This is a genomic window from Alteromonas mediterranea DE (assembly GCF_000020585.3).
Classification (GTDB): domain Bacteria; phylum Pseudomonadota; class Gammaproteobacteria; order Enterobacterales; family Alteromonadaceae; genus Alteromonas; species Alteromonas mediterranea.
In genome coordinates, this window is sequence record NC_011138.3 from 2,460,700 (window position 1) to 2,486,977 (window position 26,278).

General features: G+C 45.1%; 20 protein-coding genes. 8 read left to right on the top strand and 12 right to left on the bottom strand.

What is annotated here, in order from left to right; all coding sequences use genetic code 11:
* Positions 1-141 precede the first annotated feature (141 nt).
* Both ggt and MADE_RS10995 read right to left on the bottom strand, forming a co-directional pair.
* Complete coding sequence (gene ggt / locus MADE_RS10990; protein ID WP_012518676.1) at positions 142-1,899, bottom strand: gamma-glutamyltransferase; 1,758 nt, start codon at positions 1,897-1,899, stop codon at positions 142-144.
* A 14-nt stretch (positions 1,900-1,913) separates the two neighbouring features.
* The gene (locus MADE_RS10995) at positions 1,914-2,678 is read right to left on the bottom strand and encodes an enoyl-CoA hydratase (RefSeq protein WP_012518677.1); all 765 of its coding nucleotides are present in this window, start codon (positions 2,676-2,678) and stop codon (positions 1,914-1,916) included.
* 113 nt (positions 2,679-2,791) lie between these two features.
* Here MADE_RS10995 and rrtA point away from each other — a divergent pair, with 113 nt between their 5' ends.
* A complete protein-coding gene (gene rrtA / locus MADE_RS11000) occupies positions 2,792-3,376 on the top strand; it encodes a rhombosortase (protein ID WP_012518678.1) in 585 nt (194 codons plus the stop codon).
* A gap of 186 nt (positions 3,377-3,562) precedes the next feature.
* Here the strand turns inward: rrtA and MADE_RS11005 are convergent, their stop codons facing one another.
* Positions 3,563-6,058 (bottom strand): S9 family peptidase, encoded by a 2,496-nt coding sequence (locus MADE_RS11005; protein WP_023559737.1) that lies wholly within the window; start codon positions 6,056-6,058, stop codon positions 3,563-3,565.
* 171 nt (positions 6,059-6,229) lie between these two features.
* Between MADE_RS11005 and MADE_RS11010 the strand changes: the two genes are divergently transcribed.
* Positions 6,230-6,784, top strand: a complete 555-nt coding sequence (locus MADE_RS11010) for a glutathione peroxidase (RefSeq protein ID WP_012517950.1) — start codon at positions 6,230-6,232, stop codon at positions 6,782-6,784.
* A gap of 408 nt (positions 6,785-7,192) precedes the next feature.
* Here MADE_RS11010 and MADE_RS11015 read toward each other — a convergent pair whose 3' ends face one another.
* The 3 genes from MADE_RS11015 to MADE_RS11025 all read right to left on the bottom strand — a co-directional run bounded on the left by MADE_RS11015 (position 7,193) and on the right by MADE_RS11025 (position 8,742).
* Positions 7,193-7,399 carry a hypothetical protein gene (locus MADE_RS11015; protein ID WP_012517740.1) on the bottom strand — a complete coding sequence of 69 codons (207 nt, stop codon included), beginning with the start codon at positions 7,397-7,399 and terminating at the stop codon, positions 7,193-7,195.
* A gap of 118 nt (positions 7,400-7,517) precedes the next feature.
* On the bottom strand, positions 7,518-7,733 hold the full coding sequence (locus MADE_RS11020; RefSeq protein ID WP_023559738.1) for a hypothetical protein: 216 nt from the start codon (positions 7,731-7,733) through the stop codon (positions 7,518-7,520).
* Positions 7,734-8,139: 406 nt separating this feature from the next.
* Positions 8,140-8,742 carry an FMN-dependent NADH-azoreductase gene (locus MADE_RS11025; RefSeq protein ID WP_012519162.1) on the bottom strand — a complete coding sequence of 201 codons (603 nt, stop codon included), beginning with the start codon at positions 8,740-8,742 and terminating at the stop codon, positions 8,140-8,142.
* Positions 8,743-8,968: 226 nt separating this feature from the next.
* Here MADE_RS11025 and MADE_RS11030 point away from each other — a divergent pair, with 226 nt between their 5' ends.
* Positions 8,969-11,428, top strand: a complete 2,460-nt coding sequence (locus MADE_RS11030) for a CHRD domain-containing protein (protein WP_012519163.1) — start codon at positions 8,969-8,971, stop codon at positions 11,426-11,428.
* A 109-nt stretch (positions 11,429-11,537) separates the two neighbouring features.
* On the opposite strand, the gene MADE_RS11035 is transcribed toward MADE_RS11030, so the two are convergent.
* A complete protein-coding gene (locus MADE_RS11035) occupies positions 11,538-12,779 on the bottom strand; it encodes a cystathionine gamma-synthase family protein (protein ID WP_023559739.1) in 1,242 nt (413 codons plus the stop codon).
* A gap of 96 nt (positions 12,780-12,875) precedes the next feature.
* Complete coding sequence (locus MADE_RS11040; RefSeq protein WP_012519165.1) at positions 12,876-13,511, bottom strand: 1-acyl-sn-glycerol-3-phosphate acyltransferase; 636 nt, start codon at positions 13,509-13,511, stop codon at positions 12,876-12,878.
* A 313-nt stretch (positions 13,512-13,824) separates the two neighbouring features.
* Here MADE_RS11040 and MADE_RS11045 point away from each other — a divergent pair, with 313 nt between their 5' ends.
* From MADE_RS11045 to MADE_RS11055, 3 genes are all read left to right on the top strand, one after another.
* A complete protein-coding gene (locus MADE_RS11045; RefSeq protein WP_012519166.1) occupies positions 13,825-14,607 on the top strand; it encodes an NRDE family protein in 783 nt (260 codons plus the stop codon).
* A 147-nt stretch (positions 14,608-14,754) separates the two neighbouring features.
* The gene (locus MADE_RS11050; protein WP_012519167.1) at positions 14,755-15,945 is read left to right on the top strand and encodes an amino acid aminotransferase; all 1,191 of its coding nucleotides are present in this window, start codon (positions 14,755-14,757) and stop codon (positions 15,943-15,945) included.
* A 280-nt stretch (positions 15,946-16,225) separates the two neighbouring features.
* Positions 16,226-18,391 carry a S46 family peptidase gene (locus tag MADE_RS11055; protein ID WP_012519168.1) on the top strand — a complete coding sequence of 722 codons (2,166 nt, stop codon included), beginning with the start codon at positions 16,226-16,228 and terminating at the stop codon, positions 18,389-18,391.
* Between the two features lie 95 nt (positions 18,392-18,486).
* On the opposite strand, the gene MADE_RS11060 is transcribed toward MADE_RS11055, so the two are convergent.
* The 4 genes from MADE_RS11060 to MADE_RS11075 form a co-directional block, all read right to left on the bottom strand.
* On the bottom strand, positions 18,487-18,945 hold the full coding sequence (locus MADE_RS11060) for a YaiI/YqxD family protein (RefSeq protein WP_012519169.1): 459 nt from the start codon (positions 18,943-18,945) through the stop codon (positions 18,487-18,489).
* A 25-nt stretch (positions 18,946-18,970) separates the two neighbouring features.
* Positions 18,971-19,732 (bottom strand): SDR family oxidoreductase, encoded by a 762-nt coding sequence (locus MADE_RS11065; RefSeq protein ID WP_012519170.1) that lies wholly within the window; start codon positions 19,730-19,732, stop codon positions 18,971-18,973.
* Between the two features lie 155 nt (positions 19,733-19,887).
* Positions 19,888-20,655, bottom strand: a complete 768-nt coding sequence (locus MADE_RS11070) for an SDR family NAD(P)-dependent oxidoreductase (protein ID WP_012519171.1) — start codon at positions 20,653-20,655, stop codon at positions 19,888-19,890.
* A 111-nt stretch (positions 20,656-20,766) separates the two neighbouring features.
* Complete coding sequence (locus tag MADE_RS11075; protein WP_012519172.1) at positions 20,767-22,569, bottom strand: acyl-CoA dehydrogenase; 1,803 nt, start codon at positions 22,567-22,569, stop codon at positions 20,767-20,769.
* A 142-nt stretch (positions 22,570-22,711) separates the two neighbouring features.
* Here MADE_RS11075 and MADE_RS11080 point away from each other — a divergent pair, with 142 nt between their 5' ends.
* Positions 22,712-23,701, top strand: a complete 990-nt coding sequence (locus MADE_RS11080; protein WP_041912896.1) for a GlxA family transcriptional regulator — start codon at positions 22,712-22,714, stop codon at positions 23,699-23,701.
* A gap of 264 nt (positions 23,702-23,965) precedes the next feature.
* The gene (locus tag MADE_RS11085; RefSeq protein WP_012519174.1) at positions 23,966-26,242 is read left to right on the top strand and encodes a TonB-dependent receptor; all 2,277 of its coding nucleotides are present in this window, start codon (positions 23,966-23,968) and stop codon (positions 26,240-26,242) included.
* The last annotated feature ends 36 nt before the right edge of the window (positions 26,243-26,278 follow it).

A 26,278-nucleotide genomic window follows, 5' to 3' on the forward strand; every position in this document is an offset into this window, starting at 1 on the left:
CGAACTAATCGATAAAAGAGAATTCTTCTCTCGAGTGTTACCGCTCGCCTCAAACAAAAAAAGCGGAAGATATTTAACCTTCCGCTTTCTCTCACGCAATAGCGCATTGCTGAATCTAGTTTTAACTAGGCAAACGCCAAATTAGCGCCCTACTGCAATACCTTCCCTACGAGGGTCAGCACCGCCAATTAGTTTGCCTGATTTAAACTGAATTCCGTGAAGACCGCTGTTTAAATCCACCACTTTTACGTTATGACCAAGTGCCTTTAATGGCGCTTCAAGCTCAGCTATAGGTGTGCCCTTCTCTAACGCCGTATAATCGTTTCTATTGGTGATTTTAGGCAGGTTTATCGCTTGCTGAATGTCTAAACCGAAGTCCAAAACACCAATTAGCGTTTGCGCGACATAGCTTACAATTCTCGAGCCACCCGGTGAGCCTACAACCACTTCTAAGTTACCTTCTTTGTCGAACACCATTGTGGGGCTCATAGCACTTCTAGGTCTCTTACCAGGCTCTACGCGGTTAGGGACAGGGAATCTATTTTTCGTTGGAGAGAACGAGAAGTCGGTGAGCTGATTGTTTAGCAAAAAGCCTTCTACCATAATCCCAGAGCCAAACATGAATTCAATGCTTGTGGTCATGGATACTGCATTGCCTTCTTTATCTACGATTGAAACGTGCGAGGTGTTAGGCAACTCCATTGAGGTGCCAAGCGCTACGTTTGCGTCAGCGTATGGATTACCGGCGCGCTTGCGACGCCATTCTTTATCAACACTAATGCTTTCTGCACGGCGCTCAAGGTAAGCCGTATTGATCATGGCAGCAAATGGCAAATTGGTGAAATCGCTATCCGCTATAAACTTTTCACGGTCGGCATACGAAAGTGCGCTTGCCTGCGTGTACAAATTCGCAAATTCGACTGAATCGGGCGCATACTGGCTAAGGTCAAAGCCTTCTAACATTTTCAAAATTTGATACACGTTCACGCCGCCCGAGCTCGGCGGTGCCATCCCGCAGATACGTTTTTCGTGATATAGGCCACAAACAGGTTCACGTTTTACCGGCTCGTAGCTTGCTAAATCTTCTAACGTCATCTGACCTGGGTTGATTTCAGCGCTATTCACCGCTTTTACTATTTTTTCAGCGACTTCACCTTTCAATAAATAGTCGCTGCCCTTTTCAGCAATGCCTTTAAGGGTTTTAGCGAGTTTCTTATTTTTCTTTACTGTGCCTTCTTTTAAAGGAAGGCCTGCTGGAAAGAAATAGGTCGAACTCGCTGGAAAGGTCTTTAGCCCTGGGTGATAATCTAGCGCAACCAGTTTGGCTAAGCGAGGCGAAACCTTAAAGCCGTCTTCTGCTGTTTTGATTGTATCGTCAAACAGCGTATTCCAAGGCAGCTTGCCGAACTCTTTTTGTGCCATTTCTAGCGCTTTAACTGCACCAGGCACGCCTACTGACTTGCCGCCTACTACAGCGTCTATCCAACGCATTGGTTTGTTCCCTTGGATAAACCAATGAGAATTTACTGCTTTTGGTGCCGTTTCACGCCCGTCAAAGGTATGAAGTACTTTGTTCTTGTTATCCCAATAAAGGATAAACGCACCACCGCCAATACCCGATGATTGCGGCTCAACTAAAGAAAGCATAGATTGAACGGCCACGGCCGCGTCAATGGCGCTTCCCCCCTTATCTAAAATATTCTTTCCCGCCCAAGACGCATAGGGATTTGCCGCCACAACCATATAGTCTTTGGCTTCAAACGCCTGTTTCTCGACGTATCCCGTTGCCGCTTCTGGCTCACCCACTTCGCGAGCTTGTTTAGCGTTCGCACCAAAAATAAAACAACTAGATAATGCCAGGGTTACTACTGAAGCTCTGAACAAAGCACTGCGTCTCAAAATAATACTTCCTCTTATTTAAACTTTTCGGGGTTAATGGGGCGTTTTTTAAGAAACGCATCAAACGCTTCTTGGGCTGCGGTAGTACCCAACGCTTCTAAAAATATATCAAACTCTTCGTTCATTTGTTGGTTTGTTCGCTCCCCGTCACCTTTTAACAGCGCTTTTGTTTGTTTAAGCGAAAATGAAGGCTTGGCAACGAGTTTTTCTACCGTGGTTTGAACCGCTTGATCTATTTCCTGCGCGTCGACAATCTTAGTCAGAATACCAAATTGATAGGCATCGGCAGTGGTAAAGGGTTCGCCCAGCATAAGCCACTCTGCCGCTTTGATATGACCTGCAACCTTAGGCAAAAGATAACTTGATGCATACTCAGGAACAAGCCCTAAGTTGATGAACGGTAGAACAAATCGGGTATCTGGGGTGGCGTATACAAAGTCACAATGAAGTAAAAGGGTTGTACCTATTCCCACGGCTAACCCATGAACTTGCGCAATAACAGGTAAATTACATGCTGTGAGCGCACGCATAAAAGCAGCGGTTTCTGGTACTTGAGCGTGATCCTGCTGCTGTGCAAAGTCGCTGATGTCGTTGCCGGCGGTAAAACAATCCCCCGCCCCCTTAATAACAACAACTTTAGTAATACCGTCGTTTTTTATTCCTAAAATGGCGTTCGCCATGTCTTGGTACATATCGCGGGTTAGTGCATTTTTCTTTTCTGGTCGATTGAGGGTTATGGTGAGGCACTGCTGTTTTATTTCGGTAATGATGTGAGACATAATTACTCCTTTACTGTCGTCTTCGTTATTTTTAGGCGTACTTCAGTTTTCACCCTGTGGGCAATTTCTGTATCATAGCCAGCAAATTCGAAATTCAAAAATAACTAACACTGATGAATTCACTGCCGTTTTCGCTTAAGTATAGTGCTGGCCCCTTACTTATTGCGCTATGTTCTCTTATCGCGTTTTTCTTTGAACCCTTATCGGGTAATTATTTAGCTTACGACCGCTTCGCCATTCAGGGTTTAGAAACGTGGCGAATAGTGAGTGGCAACATCGTTCACACTAATGGCTACCACCTGCTTTTAAATATAGCGGGTCTAGCACTTTTGTGGGCGTTACACGGCGAACATTATCGCGTTGGTTTGTTCTTGAAAGTCTTTGTGTGGTGCTGCTTAGGCACCAGTGTTGGGCTTTACTTTTTTTCACCAGACCTTATTTGGTATGCGGGGCTTTCTGGCGCACTTCACGGCATTTTTGCATGGGGCGCCTGTGTTGATATTAAGGAAAAGATGAAGTCGGGTTGGTTACTACTTATTGGATTAGCGATTAAAGTGGGATACGAACAAATAGACGGTAGTAGCGAACAAGTCGCTAACCTTATTGATGCTAAAGTTGCTGTCGATGCGCATTTATTCGGAGCCCTTACGGGTATCACCATCTTTTTGCTGATGTTTATTACGGCAAAGCGTATATAGGTTGTTTTGCATGGTAGCGCTATTCATACGCGCTGCTGACTTCAATAACATGCTATAAGCAGACAAAGAAAAATATCACACCAGAAAAAGGCCCGAACTCTTTTGAATTTGGGCCTTTTTATATTGACTGTGCGATAACAAACCCCGTGCATTTAAACACGGGGGAAATCGCTCGTTAAGCGCTGTTTATAAGTTTTCTTCGAAAAGTTTATAGATACGGCGATATTCGTCTAACCATGAACTTGGCTGTACAAAGCCGTGGGGTTCAACTGGGTAAATAGCAGTTTCAAAATCTTCTTTTTCAAGCTCTATAAGACGCTGCACAAGTCGCACGGTATCCAAAAAGAATACATTATCATCCACCATAGGCGCATTGATAAGCAGCGGTTTTTCTAACCCCTCTGCGAAGTAGATGGGTGAGCTGCGCTCATAGGCGATGGGGTCGATGTCAGGCGTATTTAGAATATTTGCTGTATAAGGCGTATTGTAATGCGCCCAGTCGGTTACCGGCCTAAGAGCTGCACCTGCTGCAAACAGATCTGGTGCGGTAAACATAGACATAAAGGTCAAGAAGCCGCCGTATGAACCGCCGTATGTGCCAATACGCTCACGATCTACATTTGCATTCTCTACAAGCCAGTTAACACCGTCACGCAAATCTTGCACTTCTGGCGTCCCCATTTGGCGATAAATAGCCGTGCGCCAATCTCGCCCGTACCCAGCACTGGCGCGATAATCCATATCAAGTACCACATAGCCTTGTTGAACAAGCATGCTATGAAACATGTATTCCCTGAAGTAACCCGACCACCCCATGTGGGCGTTCTGCAAATAGCCCGCACCGTGGTTAAACACCACCGCTTTATTAGGTGCTGACGTGTCGTAGTTTTCTGGTAAATAAACACGAGCGTAAATAGGTGCCTCGGTATGCGATGACTCAATAGCGACGATGTTAGGCACTGCCCATGGTAGCGCGTTAAAATCGGCGCTAGTGCTTTGTGTAATTTGTTTTGCCGCAGAAGTTTCATTAGCCGGCTTGATATAAAGCTCTTGTGGCTTATTTACTTTACTGTGACTCAATAGCAAGTTTTTACCATCAGGACTAAGCGAGTAATCCGTCATACCATTTAAATCGGTCATGGTATCGATAGTGTTGTCGGTTAAGTCAGCGCGATAGACTTCGTAAAGCCCTGGGTGCTCCATATTCGCTTTGAAGTAAATGTAGTTGTCGTCATGAGAAAGTGTTAAGTCATCCACAATAAAGCGCCCACTTGTTAGCGCAATTGGCGCTTCGTCAGGCTTTTGTATGTATAAATGCGAGAAGCCTGTATGTTCAGACTGGTAGTACAATGTCTCGCTATTATTCATCCAACCAAATGCATTAAAACGATAGTTGATCCATGCATCGTCATGTAGCCTATGTTGGTTTTCTAGCGTTTTATTCGCCAAATCGATGGTGGCTATCCAGCGGTCTTTGTTGTCCCACGCTTCAAGCATTACCGCGACAGCGTTTCCGTTTTTGTGCCAGCGAATTGAAGGCTTGGTCCAGTACCAACTCTGTAGCAGCGTAATGTCCCGTGGTAAGCGATTCACTTCATACGATTCGCCCTTTGCTTCGGCATTTTCCGCTTTTACATTAGCCAGAACATCATCGTTATAGCCCGGCAAGTTGAAGTATTTAAGTTCGTTTTTCTCACCTGTTTTTAAATTGAGAAGCCATAATACGTGATTCACCGGCTCAGCATCGGCAACCCGCTGGCGTACTGGCTTAGCAGCAATACGACTGTCTTCCTGAATGTAGTGCGGCATGATGTCGGTATCATCGCGGCTAGGCTTGCTTTCAGTTGTTGCAACCACCGCATAATTTCCCGCAGGAGATACGCTGATCCCAGCTAGCCTATGAGACTTGTCAAAGTAAAAAGGCGTTGGTGCTACGCTCTTGTTTTCGTTGGCAAGCGCTTTGTGGGCCTTATCTTTATCTTGTCTATTTTTACGCTGTAGTTTTATATATTCCACCAGCGATTGCTGCTGCTTGGCGATATAGTCCTTCGCTGGTTCAACGGCTTCAGGCGCATCTTTAAACGCCCAACTTAGTAACTCTTCACGTGTGCCATTAGACAGGTCGATAGCTATGAACTTGTTGCCACTCAGGGCCATCAACCGACCATCGGTCATAAACGAAAGCGTAGAGAGTGCGTTCCCTCCTCGTGCCAGATGCACCGTTTCACCGTTAGTGAACTGAACATACACACTATCTTCAAACGAGTACGCAATAACCCCATCATCTCGCACTACTCGTTCGTCAAAACGGTACTTATGTAAATCTGATAAAGGCGCTTTAACCGCACGTGCTGGATTTGAAAGCTCTGCAATATAAACATCTTTTAATGCGCTGTTTTGCTTTTCTCTTTCAAAAACTATTTTACCGCCATCTACCGACCAGCCCATTGATGTCGGCAATGCACCAATCCACTGCGGATCTGACATTATCTGTTTAAGCGTGATTTCACCGGTTTCCGCGTCACTTTGCGATGCAACATCAGGGGTGACTGTTTGCTGTACCGTAGCGGCTGGAAGTGAAGGGAAAGCCGCCTTAGCTGCTATATCGTTAGTTGTGCTGGCGCATCCGCCTAGCGCGAAAGCCACGCTGGCTGCGATGACTAAAGAAGAATATTTTTTCATTATTTTAAGTCGTTGTTATGTAAAAAGCGTTAACATTATACGCAGAGTAACCTTGATTGCTCTAACGTTCATCGTTAGTGGTAGTGAACCAAACGTAAACCAATCCCGTTAATGGTTTGGACAAATAACAACGACTAAAATAACAAACATTGATATGAGAGGTAAAACACTATGAAGACTAAAGGTTATGCGGCTGCCCTACTTTCACTTAGTTTATTCACATCTTTGAGCTACGCGAACGAGTGCCCTAGCGTACTTAAATTTATGAAGCGTAAACTCAATTCTCAAGAAACCGTAAACTTGTGTGACGAGTACGCAGGAAAAACCTTGTTGGTCGTTAACACTGCGAGTTATTGTGGTTACACGCCCCAGTTTGAAGGTTTAGAAGCACTTTACCGCAACTACAAAGACAAAGATTTTGCCGTGTTGGGTTTTCCTTCTCACGATTTTAATCAAGAAGATAGCGATGAAGGTAAAACTGCTGAATTGTGTGAACTAACCTATGGCGTTAAGTTCCCGATGTTTGAGCCGATTTCTGTTAAAGGTGACGATGCCGACCCTATGTACCGTATGCTTAAAAACGCGACAGGCAAAGCCCCATCTTGGAATTTCAACAAGTACCTTATTGATAGTTCAGGGAAACAAATTACCCACTACCCTAGTTCAACTAAGCCCACAGATGCAGCGTTTATTGCAGATATAGAAGCCTTGCTTAAAAGCGAATAGTCGTTAGTTTATTCACTGCGTAAACAGAGTGGGTAACAAAACCGAACAATATATCGCCCATATCGAGTAGGGTGAGGCTTGCGCCTCATCCCTCTCACAGAACCGTACGTACGGGCCTCGTATACGGCTCCTGCATACTTCATATCACTTGCTAAGTGACACAATGCTAATTTGCAATCTAGTATCGTGCGCCCTATGGACATCGTTCATTTTCTAACATTGTGGTAACTTTCATTGCAGGGTTTGGCGTTCTAGCACTGAGGCAATCTACCAAATTTGACTACAATTACTTCCCATATACGGCCTGTCTCACCAGACATCACTATTCCTAGCGCACCGATTCGACTTGTCCCGCTGATCAGGCGGCTTGTGTATCAATGATAAAAAAACTCACAACTCATCAGAGTCTTAAAGTCTGCTTCCCCCCTTCGCAATCCATTTAAGCTTTTGGCTAAAATGGATCCTATCAAACACAATGCTGATAGTCGGCTTGGTTTTACCCTCCACACCATTACTGGCTTTCATCGGCCTAGCCTTACTCACTACTACGGGTTCATCTGCCACCTCACACTCGCAACATTCTTGGATCACTCCTTGAACGATACGTCCAACCATTTGATTGGATCCAATGCCAGGCTTCCCCAGTTACTGTTCTGGTAACCACGTTATGGCTCCCTGTTAGAAATTCCACCCTCAAACACAAAACAGGTCTGACTGAGTATCGGGCTTCGCGCTATTTTGCACGCTTACCCACCTGCCTTGCCGAATCAGGTTCACTTTCATTGTGTACCTCTAACTTCCTATGGCTTCCTTCGGACCCTGTCGTTGGCCAACAACGCCCTGCCTTACTGGCTTTCATCGGCCTAGCCTTACTCACTACTACGGGTTCATCTGCCACCTCACACTCGCAACATTCTTGGATCACTCCTTGAACGATACGTCCAACCATTTGATTGGATCCAATGCCAGGCTTCCCCAGTTACTGCACTGGCTCCCTGTTAGAAATTCCACCCTCAAACACAAAACAGGTCTGACTGAGTATCGGGCTTCGCGCTATTTTGCACGCTTACCCACCTGCCTTGCCGAATCAGGTTCACTTTCATTGTGTACCTCTAACTTCCTATGGCTTCCTTCGGACCCTGTCGTTGGCCAACAACGCCCTTGCCATTCGGATTATCTTCCCCTCAGTCAGGGTGATTCAGGTTTCTTTCAACCTGACGGGTTTGCCAGCTTCGCTGGGCAAACAAAAAAGCCCCGCGTAATACGCGGGGCAATCAAGCACACTCAACTTGGAACACACTTATAGCTGAAAACATACTTCCTACGTTTTAGCTAACTGCATTAATTTAGTGTGTTTAGCCCTTCGTTAGTTCAATAATTTTTTCATTCGCATCGGCAAAAGCGCTATTCGCTTGTTCTTCACCCATGTTAAGTCCTTCAGCATAAACGAAATTTACATCGCTGATCCCGATGAAATTTAAAAAATGTTTTAAATATGGTGTTTGTGTATCAAAGTCTGAACCAGCGTAAACACCACCACGGGCTGCAAAAACCGTGGCTGATTTATTCTCTAACAAGCCTACAGGGCCTGTCTCTGTATATTTAAAAGTAATACCAGCCCTTGCGATACGGTCGAAGTAGGCCTTAAGGCTAGAAGGAATGCCAAAGTTATACATAGGTACTGCAAGTACAATTTCGTCCGCCGCTTTCACTGCCTCAACAATATTGTCAGAAATTTTTGCCAATGCATGTTGAGACTCGTTCCTTTCAGATGCATCCGTCATCCACGCCTGCATTTCTTCGCCAGTTAAATGCGGCAGCGCCAGTGAAGCAACATCCACGCGGTTAATGCGCACGCTATCGTCGTTCTCAATTTTTAGTAGATACTCGTTGGCGAGTTTAGATGAGTTGCCCTCTGTACCGTTAAGGCTAGAAAAAATCGCTAGTACTGTCTTCATGCAGACCTCCAATATCTGTTATCTCGAAAGGACTCATATATTAGGCCAACCAGCTTGGATGAAAATATCAAAATTAAGAAGGCTTTGTTCTATTTAATAGAACAAAGTCTTGACATGTAAACATTATGAAAACATTACATTGCGTTAACGTTGCAAGGAGGTTGATCTTCTCTATTTCGCTTTGCGTAATCGAGTTTGCCACAACACAATTAAGAGGATACGAAATATGAGAAGGACCAAAGCACTCCTTGCTTGTTCAATACTACCACTGTTTTTATTCGGTTGCTCAGATGACGACGACGATGTGGTTCAAGAGCCCACTCCAGAATTTGCCAATGTTAGGGTTGTTCATGCCGCATCGGATGCCCCCATGGTTAACGTTACCGCAAATGATGCCATATTAAACAGCCTTGAAAATGTAGACTACCAAGTCGCTTCTTCCCGTTTTGAAGTGGAAACGGGTACCTACGACATTGGCGTAACCGGCATTCTTCCAGGTGAAAACGCTGAAGTTTTACAAGCCGATGTAACGCTTGAAGCTGATATGAATTATGACGTTTTTGCCGTGGGGAATGTAAGCGATGAAACACTTGCGTTATTAACGGTAACCAGCATGGAAACCGCCGTTGAAGCCGGTAATGCGCAAGTTCAGATTGTACATGCAGCATCTATGGCACCGACGGTCGACATTTATGTTACTGCCCCCGATACAGACATCACTGCGGAACAACCACTTGTCACTGCTGAATTTACTGATTCTACAGACCTGATTCAGGTTCCAGCAGGAGATTACCAAATTCGTATTACACCAGCAGGTGAAACCACGGTGGTGTACGATTCAGGCACGGTTAATCTCGCCGATGGTGCAGACTTGCTTATCGCAGCTACTAACAATGTTGGTACGGGGGAATCACCCGTTACGCTGCTTGCAGCAGATGGTGATGGCAGCTTTAAAATATGGGACAAAGAAGCGGGTGCAGCGATTCGCGTGGTCCATGGTATCAGCGACGCGCCAGCGGTTGATGTAATTGCTAATAATGAAATTGTGTTGGTAGACGGCATCCAATTCCCTCGTACAACCGATTATCTTTCTGTTGCTGCCGGCGATTATTTAATTGATGTAGTAGCGGATAGCGATAGTAGTGTTGTGGCAATTGACGATGCAGAATTATCGCTAGAAGTCGGCATGTCGTATACCGCTATCGCAAATAATACTCTAGCAGCGCCAGAGTTAGACGTACTGCTTGATATGCCACGTTCTGTTGCAACTGAAGCAAAAGTGCGAATTATTCATGCTGCACCCTCTGCTGGAAACGTTGATATTTATGTGACAGCGGATGGCGAAATTGATGCCATTGACCCCGCCTTTGCAGATATAGCCTATGATACAGGCGAGCTTGTCGAAACAGGTTACGTTAGCCTGGCGGAAGGTGACTATGTGGTAACGGTTACGCCAACAGGCACAAAAACCGCTGCTATCGAAACGGGTGTACTATCACTAGTAAACGGTGAGATATACACGGCAATCGCACTTGATGGTGCGATGGAAGGTGATTTACCGCAGTTAGCGTTACTTGATGGTCTAGCACCACCCCCACCAGCGTTTAATGCTGATATGACTTACAACGTTAATTTAAGCGGATCACAAGAAGTGCCTGCTGTTGATACTATGTCTACTGCAACGGCAGTGATTGAGATTGACGAAGACCTACCCGCGTTTAGCGTAAGTGTTGATGTTTCAGGCCTAACTGACGTTACTGGTGTGCACGTACACGATGGTGGTATTGGCATGAACGGGCCGGTTGCTTTCCCACTGACTGATGCTGGCAATGGTACCTATGTTCTCGCTGAAACTAACATTTCGCCGAGTAACCTAGATGCACTGACTAGTGGTGAATGGTATCTAAATGTTCACACCACAGCTAACCCTAGTGGTGAGGTCCGTGGCCAAATAGTGCCTGACACAACAGCGGTCGTGACATTCTCGCTAAGCGGTAGTCAAGAAGTACCAGCAGTAGATACTATGGCAATGGGTTCTGGCTATGCTCTTTTCGATACCACAAACAACAATGTTTCTCTTGTGGCGGTAACCACTATCGAAAATGCAACCATGGCGCACATTCACACTGGTTTTGCTGGTGTAAATGGTCCTGTGCTAGAAGCGCTTGTCGAGAGCGAAGAAACAGCTGGTGTGTGGATGACCGACGGTAGCTTGATGCTTGATGAAGCCACAGCTACGCAACTTCTATCAGGCGGCCATTATGTGAATGTGCACACAGCAGGCAATACTAGCGGTGAAATTAGAGGTCAGATTACGCCTGACAACATTGAAGTGTACGGCATCGTTGCCGATGGCTTACAGGAAGCGCCTGCAGTGACAACAACAGCAAGCGGTGCGGGCGCATTTACACTTAACACATCCACAGGTGCACTATCTGGTAGCGTAACTATAACTGGTATGACAGCCAACATGGCGCACATTCACGAAGGTGCGGCGGGTGTAAATGGGGGTGTATTACTGGGGCTTACTGACGGTTCAAATGGAATGTGGTCCGTGCCTGCTAATACAACGCTAACGGCCGAACAAATGGGCGTGATGGCTGACGGAGGTCTTTACACAAACTTCCATTCAGACGCATTCCCAAGTGGTGAAATTCGCGGTCAAATCACGCTAGGTTTTGATTAATCGAATTGGTAGAAAGCTTTTTAAATGATAAGTAGCAAGAAGCAACTTGCTTAAATTGAAAAAGGGGCTTTCGCCCCTTTTTCTGTACTTTAACATAGCAAAACATTGTCTAAATCGTGTTTAGCGCTGCTTCGAAATCTGCGATCAGATCCTGAGTGTCTTCAATACCTACCGAAATACGTAGCATGGTATCGGAAATCCCCATAAGCTCACGTTCTTCTGCCGTGTTCTCGAAATAAATAGTAGGTGCCACAGGTAGTGCAAGGGTGCGATTATCGCCTAAGTGGGTAGCGCAGATTACCAGCTCCATCTCGTTTAAAAACGCAACAGGGTCAGCACCATCAATTAGATCAAAGCTTAAAATTGCTCCGTAGCCACCGTTTAGGTATTCACGTGCCATGAAATGCTGAGGGTGATCGGCAAGACCTGGATAAAACACTTTCGATACTTTTGGGTGATTGTCTAAAAACGTTGCTAGCTGCATAGCATTGTGCTGGCTTCGTGCTAAACGCAAATCAAGGGTTTCCATGCCCAATGCAATAGCCGTAGCTGACTGTGGTGCTAATGTAGCACCTAGGTCGCGCAGACCTTTCTTTTTAATTTGAGTGATGCCCCATTGCGCAATATCTGCGACCTGATAAGCAGGCTTGAGATTGTCAAACTTTGTCCAGTCGAAGTTGCCTGTGTCAACCACTGCGCCACCTAATACATTGCCGTGACCTGCGATGTATTTGGTTAATGAGCAAAACACCAGTGATGCCTTAACGTCTTTTGCGTAGAAAACTGGCGGCGGTGTCATGGTGTTATCAACCATAAACAGCATGTGCTTCTCTTCACAGAATTGACCAATGGCGTGGAGATCAGCAACCTGAGTTACAGGGTTTGCGACGGTTTCCGTGTAGACACCTTTTGTATTTGGCTGATACGCCTCTTTAACTTGTTGAATGTCGGTCACATCTGTGTAGGTAACCTGCACACCAAAGTCTTTAATCGTTTCGAAAAAGCTTCTTGTGTTGCCGAAAAGGTATTGGCTTACGATTAAATGATCGCCCGCCTTTAACAAGGCAAATAAAGAACTGCTTATAGCCGCCATCCCGGTTGAGTAGCATAACGTACCTACACCGCCTTCTAAGTCATTTAGCATATTTTGTAATGCAGCCACAGAGGGCGAAGAAGAACGAGAGTAAACGTGAGCTGCGCGCTTGCCTTGAAACGCATCTATAATGCCTTGCGCATCTTTAAACTCAAAAAGAACCGAATTAGATGTGCTGCTGTGTACACCACCATGTTCTGGGGTGTTTAGCATGCGATCAGAATGTACCTGACGGGTTGTGAATCCCAATTTTGTCACGGGTGAAGCTCCGAAAATAGATGTTTGCGATCTAGCCAAATACGCATCGTATTAGTCTATTTATGACAGATGCGTAAATACCACTTACAAAAATGGTTATGACTTTATAATGCAGTTTTTAGGATATTTTGCGCAAACATTATCATAAAACGTATAAATAGTTTGCATTTGTTCATCTATATTAGTCACTTTCTGAATAATTGGCCCCAATACAATTCTTTTTCTAGCGTAGTCCAAACCTATGACTTGGACAGGAATTTCAGCTTGTTGTGCAATATGCATAAACCCCATTTTCCATGGATAAATGGGGCTACGAGTGCCTTCTGGCGCTAAGGCAAGAATAAGCTGATCAGCCTCTTTAATTTTATTTGCAATAGAGGTGACCACGCCGTGGGCTTTACTTCTTTCAATGGCAATGCCCCCTAGCCTCCTCACAATGGCACCTAATGGTGGCTTAAAGATGGTGTGCTTGCCAAAAAAATTAATGTTTAGCTTGAATGAAAACACCACGAATAAGCCAATAAAAAAGTCCCAGTTTGATGTATGCGGTGCTACCGCTAAAATGGCTTTTTTTTGATTAATGAGTTCGCCTTCTACTTGCCAGCCTTTTTTCGTGAGCACCCACGCGGCAAACGACGACAGCCACTGTGGCCATTTTCGTGGTATATCGTTCCCCACGATGACCTTACTGGCTAATTGAGAGTGGTTATTAGGGTGCGAGGGTTTTGTCATTATTATTATGCTCTGCTTTTGTTCTATATTGGGTTTTATTTCAGGCTTGCTTTAGGGCTTTATATTCCGGTGAGCTACATCGGCATGACATTATTGGCAAGTTGCTTTCAATACTTCATAGGCCTTCGTGCTTTCTTCTTCTGTTTTGTACCCGCATATTCTTTTATTACCTAACACACTATACTGCACGTAACACATCATACTGCGCATACATTGACGAAGAGTAATCAAAATAGAAATGTAACGCAATTGTTAACAGAAGCAATTAAGCGATGTGTGGTGAACAGGTTAAGAAAAGGACACTAGGTACGCTATGTGTATTTTATTTATCGCAAACAAGATGCGAGACGACTACCCTCTTATCATTGCGGCAAATCGAGACGAGTTTTACGCAAGACCGACTGCACCTTCAACATTTTGGAAAAGCCACCCGCACTTGCTTGCAGGGCAGGATTTAGAAGCTGACGGTACCTGGATGGGTGTTACGCGTAACGGAAAAATTGCAGCGCTTACCAATGTGAGAGACCCACACAACATCAATAAAAATGCAGTATCCCGCGGGGAATTAGTTGCTAATTGGCTTAAACAAAACCCGGCCCAAAAAGATTATGCCGAGCAGTCAGCATATTTAGCTACGCTTGAAGAAACTCGTCACCAGTACAACGGATATAACTTACTATTTGGCGATGTAACTGCACTTCGCGTTTACAACAATGTAAACAATTCGACCCACTCAATTGATACCGGTGTGTATGGGTTGTCAAATGCTGATATTGCTACTCCATGGCCAAAAGTCACTCAAGGGGTTACTGCCTTAAATGTCTATGTGCAGCAGCAAAACACAATCAATGCTGACGATTTATTTAATATTTTACGCCACGAAAATAAAGCAGAGGATGCCCTGCTACCCGACACGGGTGTAGGTTATGAATGGGAGAAGGCATTATCTTCTATTTTCATTCAAACCGAAAAATATGGCACGCGCACGTCGACTTTGTTGTTGGTTGATAAAAACAATACGCTAACATGGAAGGAGCGTCGGTTCTCAGACAAAGGAAAAACAGTGGAAACGCGTGCTTTTTCTTTTTCAATTTAGGGTATTTCTGAAATGAAACTTTCGTTTACGTTTTCCTTAGCCGAATAATTGAAATATTTTCAACCTTTAGGGGTCGTTTTTTCTACCATCGGTGGCATAATGCCTGCCTGCTAACTTTTGCACACCAACGTAACGTGAGGACATATCGTGTTTGAAGTATTACCCCATCTCGCCCCAGATCCAATTCTTGGCCTGTCAGCTGCTTTTCGTGAAGACACCAACCCAAATAAAATCGATTTAGGTGTTGGCGTATATAAAGATGAGCAAGGTAATACCCCTATTCTTTCAAGTGTTGCCAAAGCACAACAAGTGCTTTTAGACACCGAAACCAGCAAAACCTATATCACGCCTCAGGGTAATCAAGGTTTTATTGATGGCATGTTGTCTTTGCTTTTAGGTAAGAATAGTCCAGTACTTCTTGCAGACCGCGTTGCGGCGGTTCAAGCGCCTGGTGGTTGTGGTGCGCTGCGTATTCTTTCAGAACTGCTAGTTCGTTGTAATGAAAATGGCAAGGTATGGGTAAGCGACCCTACATGGGCTAACCATATTCCACTTATTGGCTCTGCTGGCCTTAAAATTGAAACCTATCCGTACTTCGATAAAGCGTCTGCAAGCATTCGTTTCGACGCTATGATGGATACCCTTCGCAAAACTGAAAAGGGCGATATCGTTCTTCTTCACGGATGCTGTCACAACCCAACAGGTGCTGATCTTACTAATGCACAATGGGATGAAGTACTCGAAGTCGCGAAAGAGCGTGAGTTCTTACCATTTATTGATGTGGCTTACCTTGGTTTTGGTGAACGCCTAGACGAAGACGCCTACGGCATGCGTTTGTTAGTTGAGAATCTTCCAGAAGTAATTGTAGCGGCCTCTTGCTCTAAAAACTTCGGTCTTTACCGCGAGCGCGTTGGTCTTGCAGCTATCATTACTGAAGACTCAGCAACCCGTAAAATTGCACAGGGTCAAATTCAGTCAATCGCACGTGGCATCTACTCTATGCCACCAAGCTACGGTGGTGCATTGGTAGACATCATTCTTGCTGACGAAGCACTGAACAACGAATGGGTATCTGAAGTGAACGAAATGCGCGACCGCATGAAGTCTCTACGAGCCATGCTTGTTCAAAACCTTCACGACAATGGTTCACCGAAAGACTTTAGCTTTGTGAACGATCAAAAAGGTATGTTCTCGTTCTTGTGTATTACACCTGAGCAAGTGCGCGAAGTGCGTGAAAAGCACAGCGTGTACTTTGTTGATTCTAGCCGCGTAAACATTGCAGGCATCAACCAAGAAAACGTTGAAACACTAGCGAAAGCGTTGGTATCAGTGCTTTAAGCGTTAGCCAACGTTTTTAAAAATTCAGAAGGCAGAGTTTAAACTCTGCCTTTTTTGTTTTGTCTCTTCTCCTCACTCCCCTGCGACGAAAGGCTTATAAACGCTTTAAACGACGTCTCGTTACACTTGCTAACAAATTTGTGTTGCACGCCCGGTGCTTTTTCATAGGGCAAACAGGAAATAATCGTTACACTATAACAATGTTGACGTATACGTTAACTTGGTATGTATTAAGTTTGGTTTATAACAATTAGATTAACGACAAGAACAAGGAACACCCATGTCAAAAGTAAGTGTATTTTGTATTTCTGCCGCGTTGCTCGGCACGGCAATGCAGGTAGATGCTAAGGAAGGCATGTTCACGCCAGAGCAACTCCCTTCAATTGCTGGCGATTTAAAAGAAACCGGTTTGGAAATTCCTGCAAGTAGTATTAACAACTTAACCGCGTTTCCAATGGGCGCTATTGTGTCGCTTGGTGGTTGTTCAGCATCGTTTGTGTCTGACAAAGGCTTAGCGGTAACCAATCACCACTGTGCCCGCGGTTCAGTGCAGTACAACAGCACACCAGAAAACAACTACTTAAAAGATGGCTTCTTAGCAAAAGAAATTGGCGACGAACTGCCAGCAGCACCAGGCACTCGCATGTTTGTTACGGTGGATTTTTCTGACGTAACCGACAAAGTTGTTGGCGGTATCAATGATGACGTTCAAGGGCGCGAGCGCTACGACCTTATCGAAGCAAACCGTAAAGCGCTAATTGCAGAATGTGAGTCAGAAGCAGGCTTTCGCTGCTCTGTTCCGTCATTCTTCCAAGGCCTTGAATACAAGCTTATTAAGCAAATGGAAATCCGTGACGTGCGTATTGCTTATGCGCCCGCTGATTCTATCGGTAAATACGGCGGCGATGTAGATAACTGGATGTGGCCTCGCCACACCGGTGATTTCTCTTTCTATCGCGCTTACGTAGGTAAAGACGGTAAACCCGCTGATTACAGTGAAGACAACGTGCCGTTTGAACCTGATCACTTCCTTAAAGTTTCGGCAGCGGGCCTTGAAGACGGCGACTTTGTAATGGCGGCGGGTTACCCTGGCTCAACGAATCGCTATGCGCGTTTGTCGCAAGTTTCGTACATGTTTGACTGGTTATACCCTACCTACCTTGAACTGGTAGACGAATGGATTAAAACCATTGAAACCTCGTCAGAAGAAGGTAGCGATGCTCGTATTAAATATGAAGCAACACTTGCAGGCTTGAATAACTTTCATAAAAACACGTTAGGTCAGCTTTCTGGCGCTAAGCGTGTTGGGCTTGTTCCTCGCCGCGCCGAGCGTGAAGAGCAACTGGCAGCATGGCTTGATAAAAATGGTAAGAGTGAACTAAAACAAGCCCTGGCCGATCTTGATGCGGTTAGCGCAGAACAAATGCAGATGAACAAGCAAAACTTCTGGTACAACAACCTAGGTCGTGCACAACTGTTGTCATCCGCGCAAACCTTATATCGCAACGCAATTGAAAGGGAAAAGCCAGATGCAGAGCGTGAACGTGGGTATCAAGAGCGCGATCAAATTCGTCTTAAAGAAAGCGCAGAGCGCATAGAGCGCCGCTTCGACGCTGTGGTAGATCAAGCTGTGTGGCAAAAAATGATCAGCATGTACCTAGAGCAGCCTGAAGAAAACCGTGTTGCGGCTTTCGATAAAGCAGTAGGCATTGACGGTAGTACTGACAGCAAAACGCTTCATAATAAGTTAAAAGCGTTTTATGACAACACGTCACTGAACAATACTGAAGAGCGTTTGAAGTGGTTAACCGCAAGCCGCGAAGCGTTTGAGAAGAGCAACGACCCATTCATCAAACTAGCAGTTGCATTATTCGATACTGAAATGGCTATTGAAGATAAAAGTAAAACGCTTAGCGGTAAAGCTGCTGCACTTCGCCCTAAATACATGAGCGCGATTATCGAATGGCAAAAATCTTTGGGCAGCCTCGCTTACCCAGATGCAAACAGCACGCTTCGAGTAACTTACGGTAACGTGATGGGCGGTTCGCCAAAAGATGGCCTCATTTACGAACCCTTTACCCGTCTTGAAGGCATTACTGAAAAAGATACCGGCGAAACACCGTTTGATTCACCGAAAAAGCAGCTTGAGCTTATTAAAGACAAGCAGTACGGTCCGTACAAACTTGAAGACATCAATAGCGTACCGGTAAACTTCCTAACGGACTTAGATTCTACAGGCGGTAACTCAGGCTCTGCAACGCTTAATGCAAAAGCAGAACTAATCGGTTTGTTGTTTGACGGTACGTTTGAAAGCGTTAACTCAGATTGGGACTTTGATCCGAAAACAACCCGCACCATTCATGTAGACACGCGCTACATGCTATGGGTAATGGAGTACGTTGACGGTGCAACAAACCTGATCGAAGAAATGACCATCGTAAAATAATTACTAAAACCAAATGGAGTCAGAGTACATTTTTGTCAATGTAAAAGTACTCTGACCCCATCATTAGAGGCGAAATGTACTCTGACCCCATTATTTTATTTGAGGGCGCGGAGGCCTTGGGTTAGGAGGCGGTCTAGCGCATTGGCGAAGTTTTGCTTGTCGCGCTGGGAGAACGCCTTTGGACCGCCAGTGTGTTCGCCACTTGAACGCATGGTGTCCATGAAGTCTCGCATACCCAGTATTTGCTTAATTGACGACTTGTCGTATTCCTCACCACGGTTGTTTAACGCAAGCGCATTTTTCCCTAGTACATCAGCAGCTAAAGGAATGTCGTTGGTGATGACTAAATCCCCCGCCTCGCACTTCTCTACAATGTAATCGTCAGCTGCATCGAAGCCAGAAGGCACCTGTGTAAGGGTTATGTGCTTGTCTGGTGGAACAGACATAGAATGGTTAGCCACCAAAGATAAAGGCAGCTTGGTACGCCTAGCTGCCTTAAAAAGTATATCTTTGATCACTGCAGGGCACGCATCGGCGTCAACCCATATATGCATGGTCGTATCTCGTAATTATCTCTATTTACGCTAGCATACCACCATCTACAACCACTGTCGTGCCCGTGGTATAGCTTGATGCATCTGATACTAAATACAACACCGTGCCCGCCATTTCATCTGGATCGGCTACGCGGCCCAGCGGAATTACTTTAAGCGCATGCTTAAGTATTTGTTCATTGGTAGTAAGCGCAGATGCAAATTTGGTGTCAGTTAAACCAGGTAATAAGGCATTCACTCGAATATTTAGGCTACCGCACTCTTTTGCAAACGACTTAGTCATGCTGATAACCGCAGCTTTGGTGATTGAATAAATACCCTGCATATCGCCCGGTGTTACACCATTTACTGAAGCGGTATTGAGTATGACGCCACCGCCCTGCTCTTTCATCATTTTACCCGCTTCAATCGACATGAAGAAGTAGCCGCGAATATTTACATCTACTGTTTTATTGTAGGCACCAAGGTCGGTATCCAGAATATGACCAAAGTACGGATTTGCCGCAGCGTTATTCACAAGAATGTCCAATTTACCGAAATCTCGTTTAATCGCATCAAACGCTTCGGTAATTTGCTCCATCTCACCCACGTGACAAGCCAATGCCGTTGCTTTGCCGCCCGCATCGCGAATTGAAGAAGCAACCGCCTCACAACCGTCTATTTTACGGCTAGATACAATAACGTGCGCGCCGTACTGAGCAAGTAAACGCGCAATAGATTCACCAATACCGCGACTAGCGCCAGTAACTAGTGCCACTTTTCCTGTTAAATCGAACAAGTCTTTCATTAAATATTCCTTCTCTTGCTGTTTTCGAGCAAACTATGCAGATTGTGATTTATTCTCTTCTTGCATAGTTTCGTAATCGTTTTTAAGGCTTATATAGATAAGGTACACAACCTTTTATATCGCCCCTACGCTTAGTGATAGCGCCATAGTGAAGCTTATGCCAGCATGCCCCCATCCAATACAACTGACTGGCCCGTCATAAACGATGATTCATCGCTACATAACCAGGCAATCGCATTTGCAATTTCTTCTGGCTTACCTAGCCGCTTCATCGGGTTTGCGCCAATCAGACCTTTTTGACCACGCTCATCGAGTTTTGACAGCACACCCTGCACCATAGGGGTATCTACAAAACTGGGGCAAACAGCGTTAATGCGAATATTGGCACGCGCATATTCTACTGCCGCTGATTTGGTTAACCCAATGACACCGTGTTTTGATGCACTGTACGCGCTGATCATAGGCGCAGAGCGAAGCCCAGCAACGGAAGCGATATTAATGATGTGTCCACCACCTGTTGCTGTCATATGCTTCAACGCATTTTTCATGCAGTACCATACCCCCGCTAAATTCACCTGAATATTTTTCATAAACATAGCGTCATCGACTTCGGTAAGCGGTGATGGAAAATGATCGATACCCGCATTATTGATGATCACGTCTATTTTATCGGTGCGAGATAACGCCGTATCGAACATGGCCTTAACCTGGCTAGGTTCAGTAACATCTACCGCTACGGCGTACGCCTTACCACCAGCCTGTTCAATTTCGCTTGCCAACGATTTCGCGTTGTCTTCATTTAAATCGGCAATACCCACTAAGGCCCCACGAGCACTTAAAACCCGGGCAGAAGCAGCCCCTATACCAGAGCCACCACCGGTGATAAGAATATGTTTACCTTCAACATTTGCAGCTACGTTCATATAATGAACTCCAAAAAATGTACTTCAATTCAATGATTGGCTGAACAAGCATGAATGTAATGCTTGCCGCCTGATGCTATAGCATCATTCCCTTTTAAGGCTTATCTCAATTTAGAAATAGCTCGCTTTAACGTTATTACATGTGGCGTCTTGTGACGTGAGTACTTCGATGTCGCGACTAACCAGCGGCAGTTCCCAATTTAAAAAATACTCGGCGGCTGCTAACTTGCCTTCGTAGAAGTCAACGTCTTGTTCGTCTGCCCCTTTCGCGAGTGCTTGTTCGGCAACATTCGCTTGGCGCAGCCAAATCCAGCTCACTACACAACTTGAGAATATATTTAAAAAGCAGCTTGCGTTAGTAAGCAATACCGGTTGTTTGTCTGAACGCAAATCGGTGGCAGCTTGTTGAATAAGTGCCCCTAGCTTGTCTAGGTAAGGCTTTAGCTTAGCGGCAAGTGTCTGTGCACGTGGCGTTTCTGCACGCTTCATGTCGCCCGTTACACGAGAAAGCAACGCCTCTAGCCCCTTACCGTCGTGTTGCCACAATTTTCGACCAAGCAGGTCAAGTGCTTGAATACCATTAGTCCCCTCGTGAATGGGGTTTAAGCGGTTGTCACGCCAGCATTGCTCAACAGGGTATTCACGGGTATAACCCGCGCCCCCCAAAATCTGAATAGCTAAGTCATTCGCTTTAGGACCAAACTCTGATGGCCAGGCTTTAAACACCGGCGTTAATAGGTCTAACAGCTGGGAAAGCTCGGTACGCTTTTCACTATCCGTCTCGGTTTCCATTTTGTCTATCAGCATGCTGCCATACAGGCAAAGCGACATACCACCTTCACAGTAGGCTTTTTGCGCGAGTAACATTCGGCGCACGTCGCCATGATTGATAATAGGTGACGGGTCATCTTCTGGCGCTAAGTTAGGAGCAGCACGGCCTTGGGTGCGATCTTTTGCGTATTCCAATGAATAGCGGTACCCGCGATACCCTATCATGGCAGCACCGTAGCCCACGCCAATACGCGCTTCGTTCATCATCATGAACATATAACGCAAACCTTGATGAGGCTCGCCAATAAGATAGCCGTGGCAATCACCGTTTTCGCCAAACGTAAGTGCCGTAGATGTAGTACCGCGGTAGCCCATTTTGTGAATAAGGCCCGCAAGGGTAACATCATTGCGCACATCTGGATTTCCGTCTGCATCTAAACGGTATTTAGGTACAGCGAAAAGTGAAATACCTTTCACGCCTGCAGGACCACCTGGTATCTTCGCCAGCACCAAATGCACGATATTGTCAGATAGCTCATGCTCACCGCCTGAAATATAAATCTTGCTACCTTTGATGCGGTAAGTACCGTCATCTTGCGGTTTGGCTGAAGTGCGGATATCAGCAAGTGAAGAACCCGCGTGAGGCTCTGTCAATGCCATGGTTCCTGTGAAGTCACCTGTAAGCATCTTTGGCAGGAACGCATTTTTGATATCGCTAGAAGCAAAATGCTTAATGACGTTTGCAGCCGCTGCGGTTAGAAACGGATAAGCTGTAGATGATGGGTTAGCCGCTAAAAAGAAACCCGCACAGGCATTCATTACCGTAACGGGTAGCTGCATGCCGCCGTCTTCAAAATCAAAGTGACCGGCAATGAAACCAGATTCACGGTACGTATCAAACGCGACTTTAACCTCATCGATCATCGAAACCTTTGAACCATCAAACGTAGGCTCATTTTTATCAGCCACCGCATTGTGAGGAAGAAATAGCTCTTCAGCCATTTTCTCAGCCATATCAATAACAGCGTTGAATGTTTCTACGTTATGTTCTTCAAAGCGTGATTTTTCGCAGAGCGATGCGGTATTTAATACCTCATAAAGTTGGAATTGCATTTCACGGCGAGGAATGAGTTGATCGGCCATGGTGTTTTGTCCTTCACGAATACTTGTTAACACATTGTGTCATATTCGTTATCATGCCATTATTGTCAATAATGACACAATAATGGTGAATACCGCCAACAATAACTCAGCCTTATTTTTTAAAATAACTCTAATTACTTTTATGAATAGCACCAAGTTCACTGTTACCGTATTAGGCTTCGACCAAGCCCTTGCCTCAGCCATCACTGGCGCGCTTGATGTCTTCGCTTTTGCTGGCATCAGTTGGCAGCGTATTCACAAACTTTCCCCTTCTCCACAGTTTAGGGTGCAGTTGGCAAGCCACCACGGCCAGCCTTTTATGTGTTCGAACCAAATCATGTTACAACCCAACATCGCCATTGAGGATGTATCACACACCGATATCCTTCTTATTCCCACTATTGGCGGGAATATCGACGAAGTACTGAGAGATACACAGCCTCTACTCGTACATATAAAACGTTTGCAAAAAGTAGGCGCTGACATTGCGGCGAACTGCACAGGAACATTTTTACTCGCCCAGACAGGTCTTTTAACGAACAAAACCGCAACTACTCACTGGGGCTACGCTGACAAGTTCAAATCTATGTACCCGAACGTTAATTTACAGCCAGACAAAATGGTAACGGAAGACAATGCGGTTTATTGTGCAGGGGGTGGGATGGCATGGATAGACTTATCCACGCAATTAATTGAACGTTACTGCGGGCACCAAATTGCAAGTGATACCGCTAAATCACATGTGCTAGATGTGTCTAGAACAAGCCAAACGATTTACGCGAGCAGCAGGCAGCGCCGGCTTCATGCTGACAAAGACATCATGGAAATTCAGTCGTATTTAGAGAAAAACATGCGCAGCAAAACCACGCTTGCAGAATTAGCCAAGAAACACAATATGACTGAGCGCACAATGATCCGCCGATTCAAAAACGCCTGTGATATTACACCTGGTCAGTACTTACAAGCACTACGTATTGAACAAGCTCGCAAACTGTTAGAAACATCTACTATGCCGCTAGAAAACTTAATAAACGCTGTAGGTTACGAAGATTTAAGTTCCTTCACTCGCTTGTTTAAGAAGACGACGGGGCTCTCTCCGTCACAATACCGCATAAAATTTAACCGCAGCTAATACAGGCTGTGTTTATGGCCTGATAACTGTGCACTAATAAAAACCATAGTTGTCTCTCATTGCTTTACCTCAGTGCAATAAATATTCATCGATATATTCACTGCTGCTAATGTTGTGCATTAAGGGGGCAAAAATTTGTAAAGTTGCACAAATTTGAAGTTTTTATTGCAAACTTTGTGTAAAATGCAACGCCAAGCATAGATTGTTAATTTTTGTGCTAAAAACACTACAAAAGTATAATTTTAAAATCATCTTGGTGGAAACATGAGAACACATAAAATCGCCACGCTAGCGTTAGCAGTTAGTGCAGCGTTCAGCTCTTCAGTTCTTGCACAAGAGGCCGCAACGACAGAAAAAAAAGAAGCCTCACTTGAACAGATTACCGTTACTGCGCAAAAGCGTACACAATCAATTCAAGAAGTACCAATTTCTGTTGCGACATTAAGCGGAGAAAAATTCGAAAGCCTATTCTCAGGCGGTGAAGACATTCTAGCACTTGCAGTTCGTGTTCCGGGCCTTTACGCCGAATCATCAAATGGTCGTGTAGCACCACGCTTTTATATTCGTGGTCTTGGAAACACCGACTTCGACCTTGCCGCTTCTCAACCTGTTTCTATTATTATGGACGAAGTGGTAATGGAAAATGTTGTATTAAAAAGCTTCCCGCTTTTCGACGTACAGCAAGTAGAAGTACTTCGCGGTCCTCAAGGCACGCTATTCGGCCGCAACACTACCGCGGGTATTATCAAGTTCGACACCGTTAAACCTACACAAGATTTAGAAGGCTACGCAAAAGCTGGCTTTGGTTCTTACGGCACAATGAATTTTGAAGGCGCAATCAGCGGCGGCTTAACAGATGAGCTTTCAGCACGTCTTTCTCTATTATCACAAGAACGTGATGACTACATCGACAACGCATTCACAGGCGAAAACGATGCAATTGGCGGATACGACGAAAAAGCGTATCGACTACAGCTTCTTTGGGAACCATCAGCAGACTTTTCTGCCCTACTAAACGTACATGGTCGCGAGCTTGAGGGCACAGCGTCTATTTTCCGTGCAAACGTATTCGATAAGGGTAGTAACGAGCTTAACGCTAACTACGATCGCGAAACGGTATATTATGATGGTGATCTTCAAGGCGACGGCATCGATAATAACCCTCAAGAGTACGATGGTTTTGGTGCGTCACTAAAACTTGAGTACGACATGGATGAAGTAACATTTACGTCAATCTCTGCGCTTGAAACAGCTGACGGTTCAAGCCTTGGTGATGTTGATGGTGGTTTCAACCTTGCTGACGGCACATCAGGACCAGGCTTCATTCCTTTCTCAGCGGTTACTCAAGACAATCTTGACGATCTAGAGCAGTACACTCAGGAATTTAGACTTTCGAGCAACAGTCGTGATGCGCTGAACTGGCAAGTAGGTGCATTTTATTATGATGCCTCATTCAACGTAACCAGTATCGACGGTTACTTTGGCGCAACGACGGTTTTCCATGACAACCAAACATGGGCAGTATTTGGTCAAACGTCTTATCAAGTGAATGAGAAATTAAACGTTACCGGTGGAATTCGCTATACACATGACTCTAAGAGCTTGGTTGTTGGCGATCAAAACGTTGACGGCTTCGCACTGGTTACTGGAGATGCGCTGATTCAAGATTATGACGACATTGATGTAGATGATGGTCAAACTAGCTTTGAATTGAGTGCTAACTACCGTGTGACAGACGATATGTCACTATTTGCTCGCTATGCTAACGGTTTCCGAGCTCAAACGATTCAGGGTCGTGACGTTGCATTTGAAGGTGCACCTTCTGTAGCTGATGCAGAAACTATCAATTCGTTCGAAGTGGGTATTAAGTCTGATTTGTTCGACGACTCACTACGTCTTAACGCTGCAGCATTTTACTACACAGTGGATGATATGCAGTTCTCGGCGATTGGTGGCGGCAACAACTTTACAGCACTTGTAAATGCTGACAAAGGCGAAGCGTATGGTTTTGAAGTAGACGCACAATGGCTCGCGACTGATGAGCTTACCTTCACTGCAGGCTACAGCTACAACCACACCGAAATTAAAGACGACACGCTGACCGTTTCACCATGTGGTACTAACCCTGTTTTTGGTTCTACAGGTAACTGTACAGTGACTGATCCTCGTCCAGACGGTTTTGTTGCTTCAATCGACGGTAACCCGTTCCCACAAGCACCAGAGTCAATCTTTAACTTTACTGCGCGTTACACTATCCCCATGGGTGACGACGGTGAGTTCTTTGTGTTTACTGATTGGGCGTTCCAAGGTGAAACTAACATCTTCCTATACGAAGCTGTTGAATTTACTACTGAAGACAACTTCGAAGGCGGTCTACGCATTGGTTACGAAAACTTTGCGCATAACTACACAGTAGCGCTATTTGGTCGTAACATCACTGACGAAGATAACGTTAAAGGTGCTATCGACTTCAACAACCTAACGGGTATCGTAAACGAACCACGCGTTTGGGGTGTTGAGTTTAAGTACACGTATTACTAAGCGAAGATTAGTTAGCTACTTTCAATTTTTGTAGCT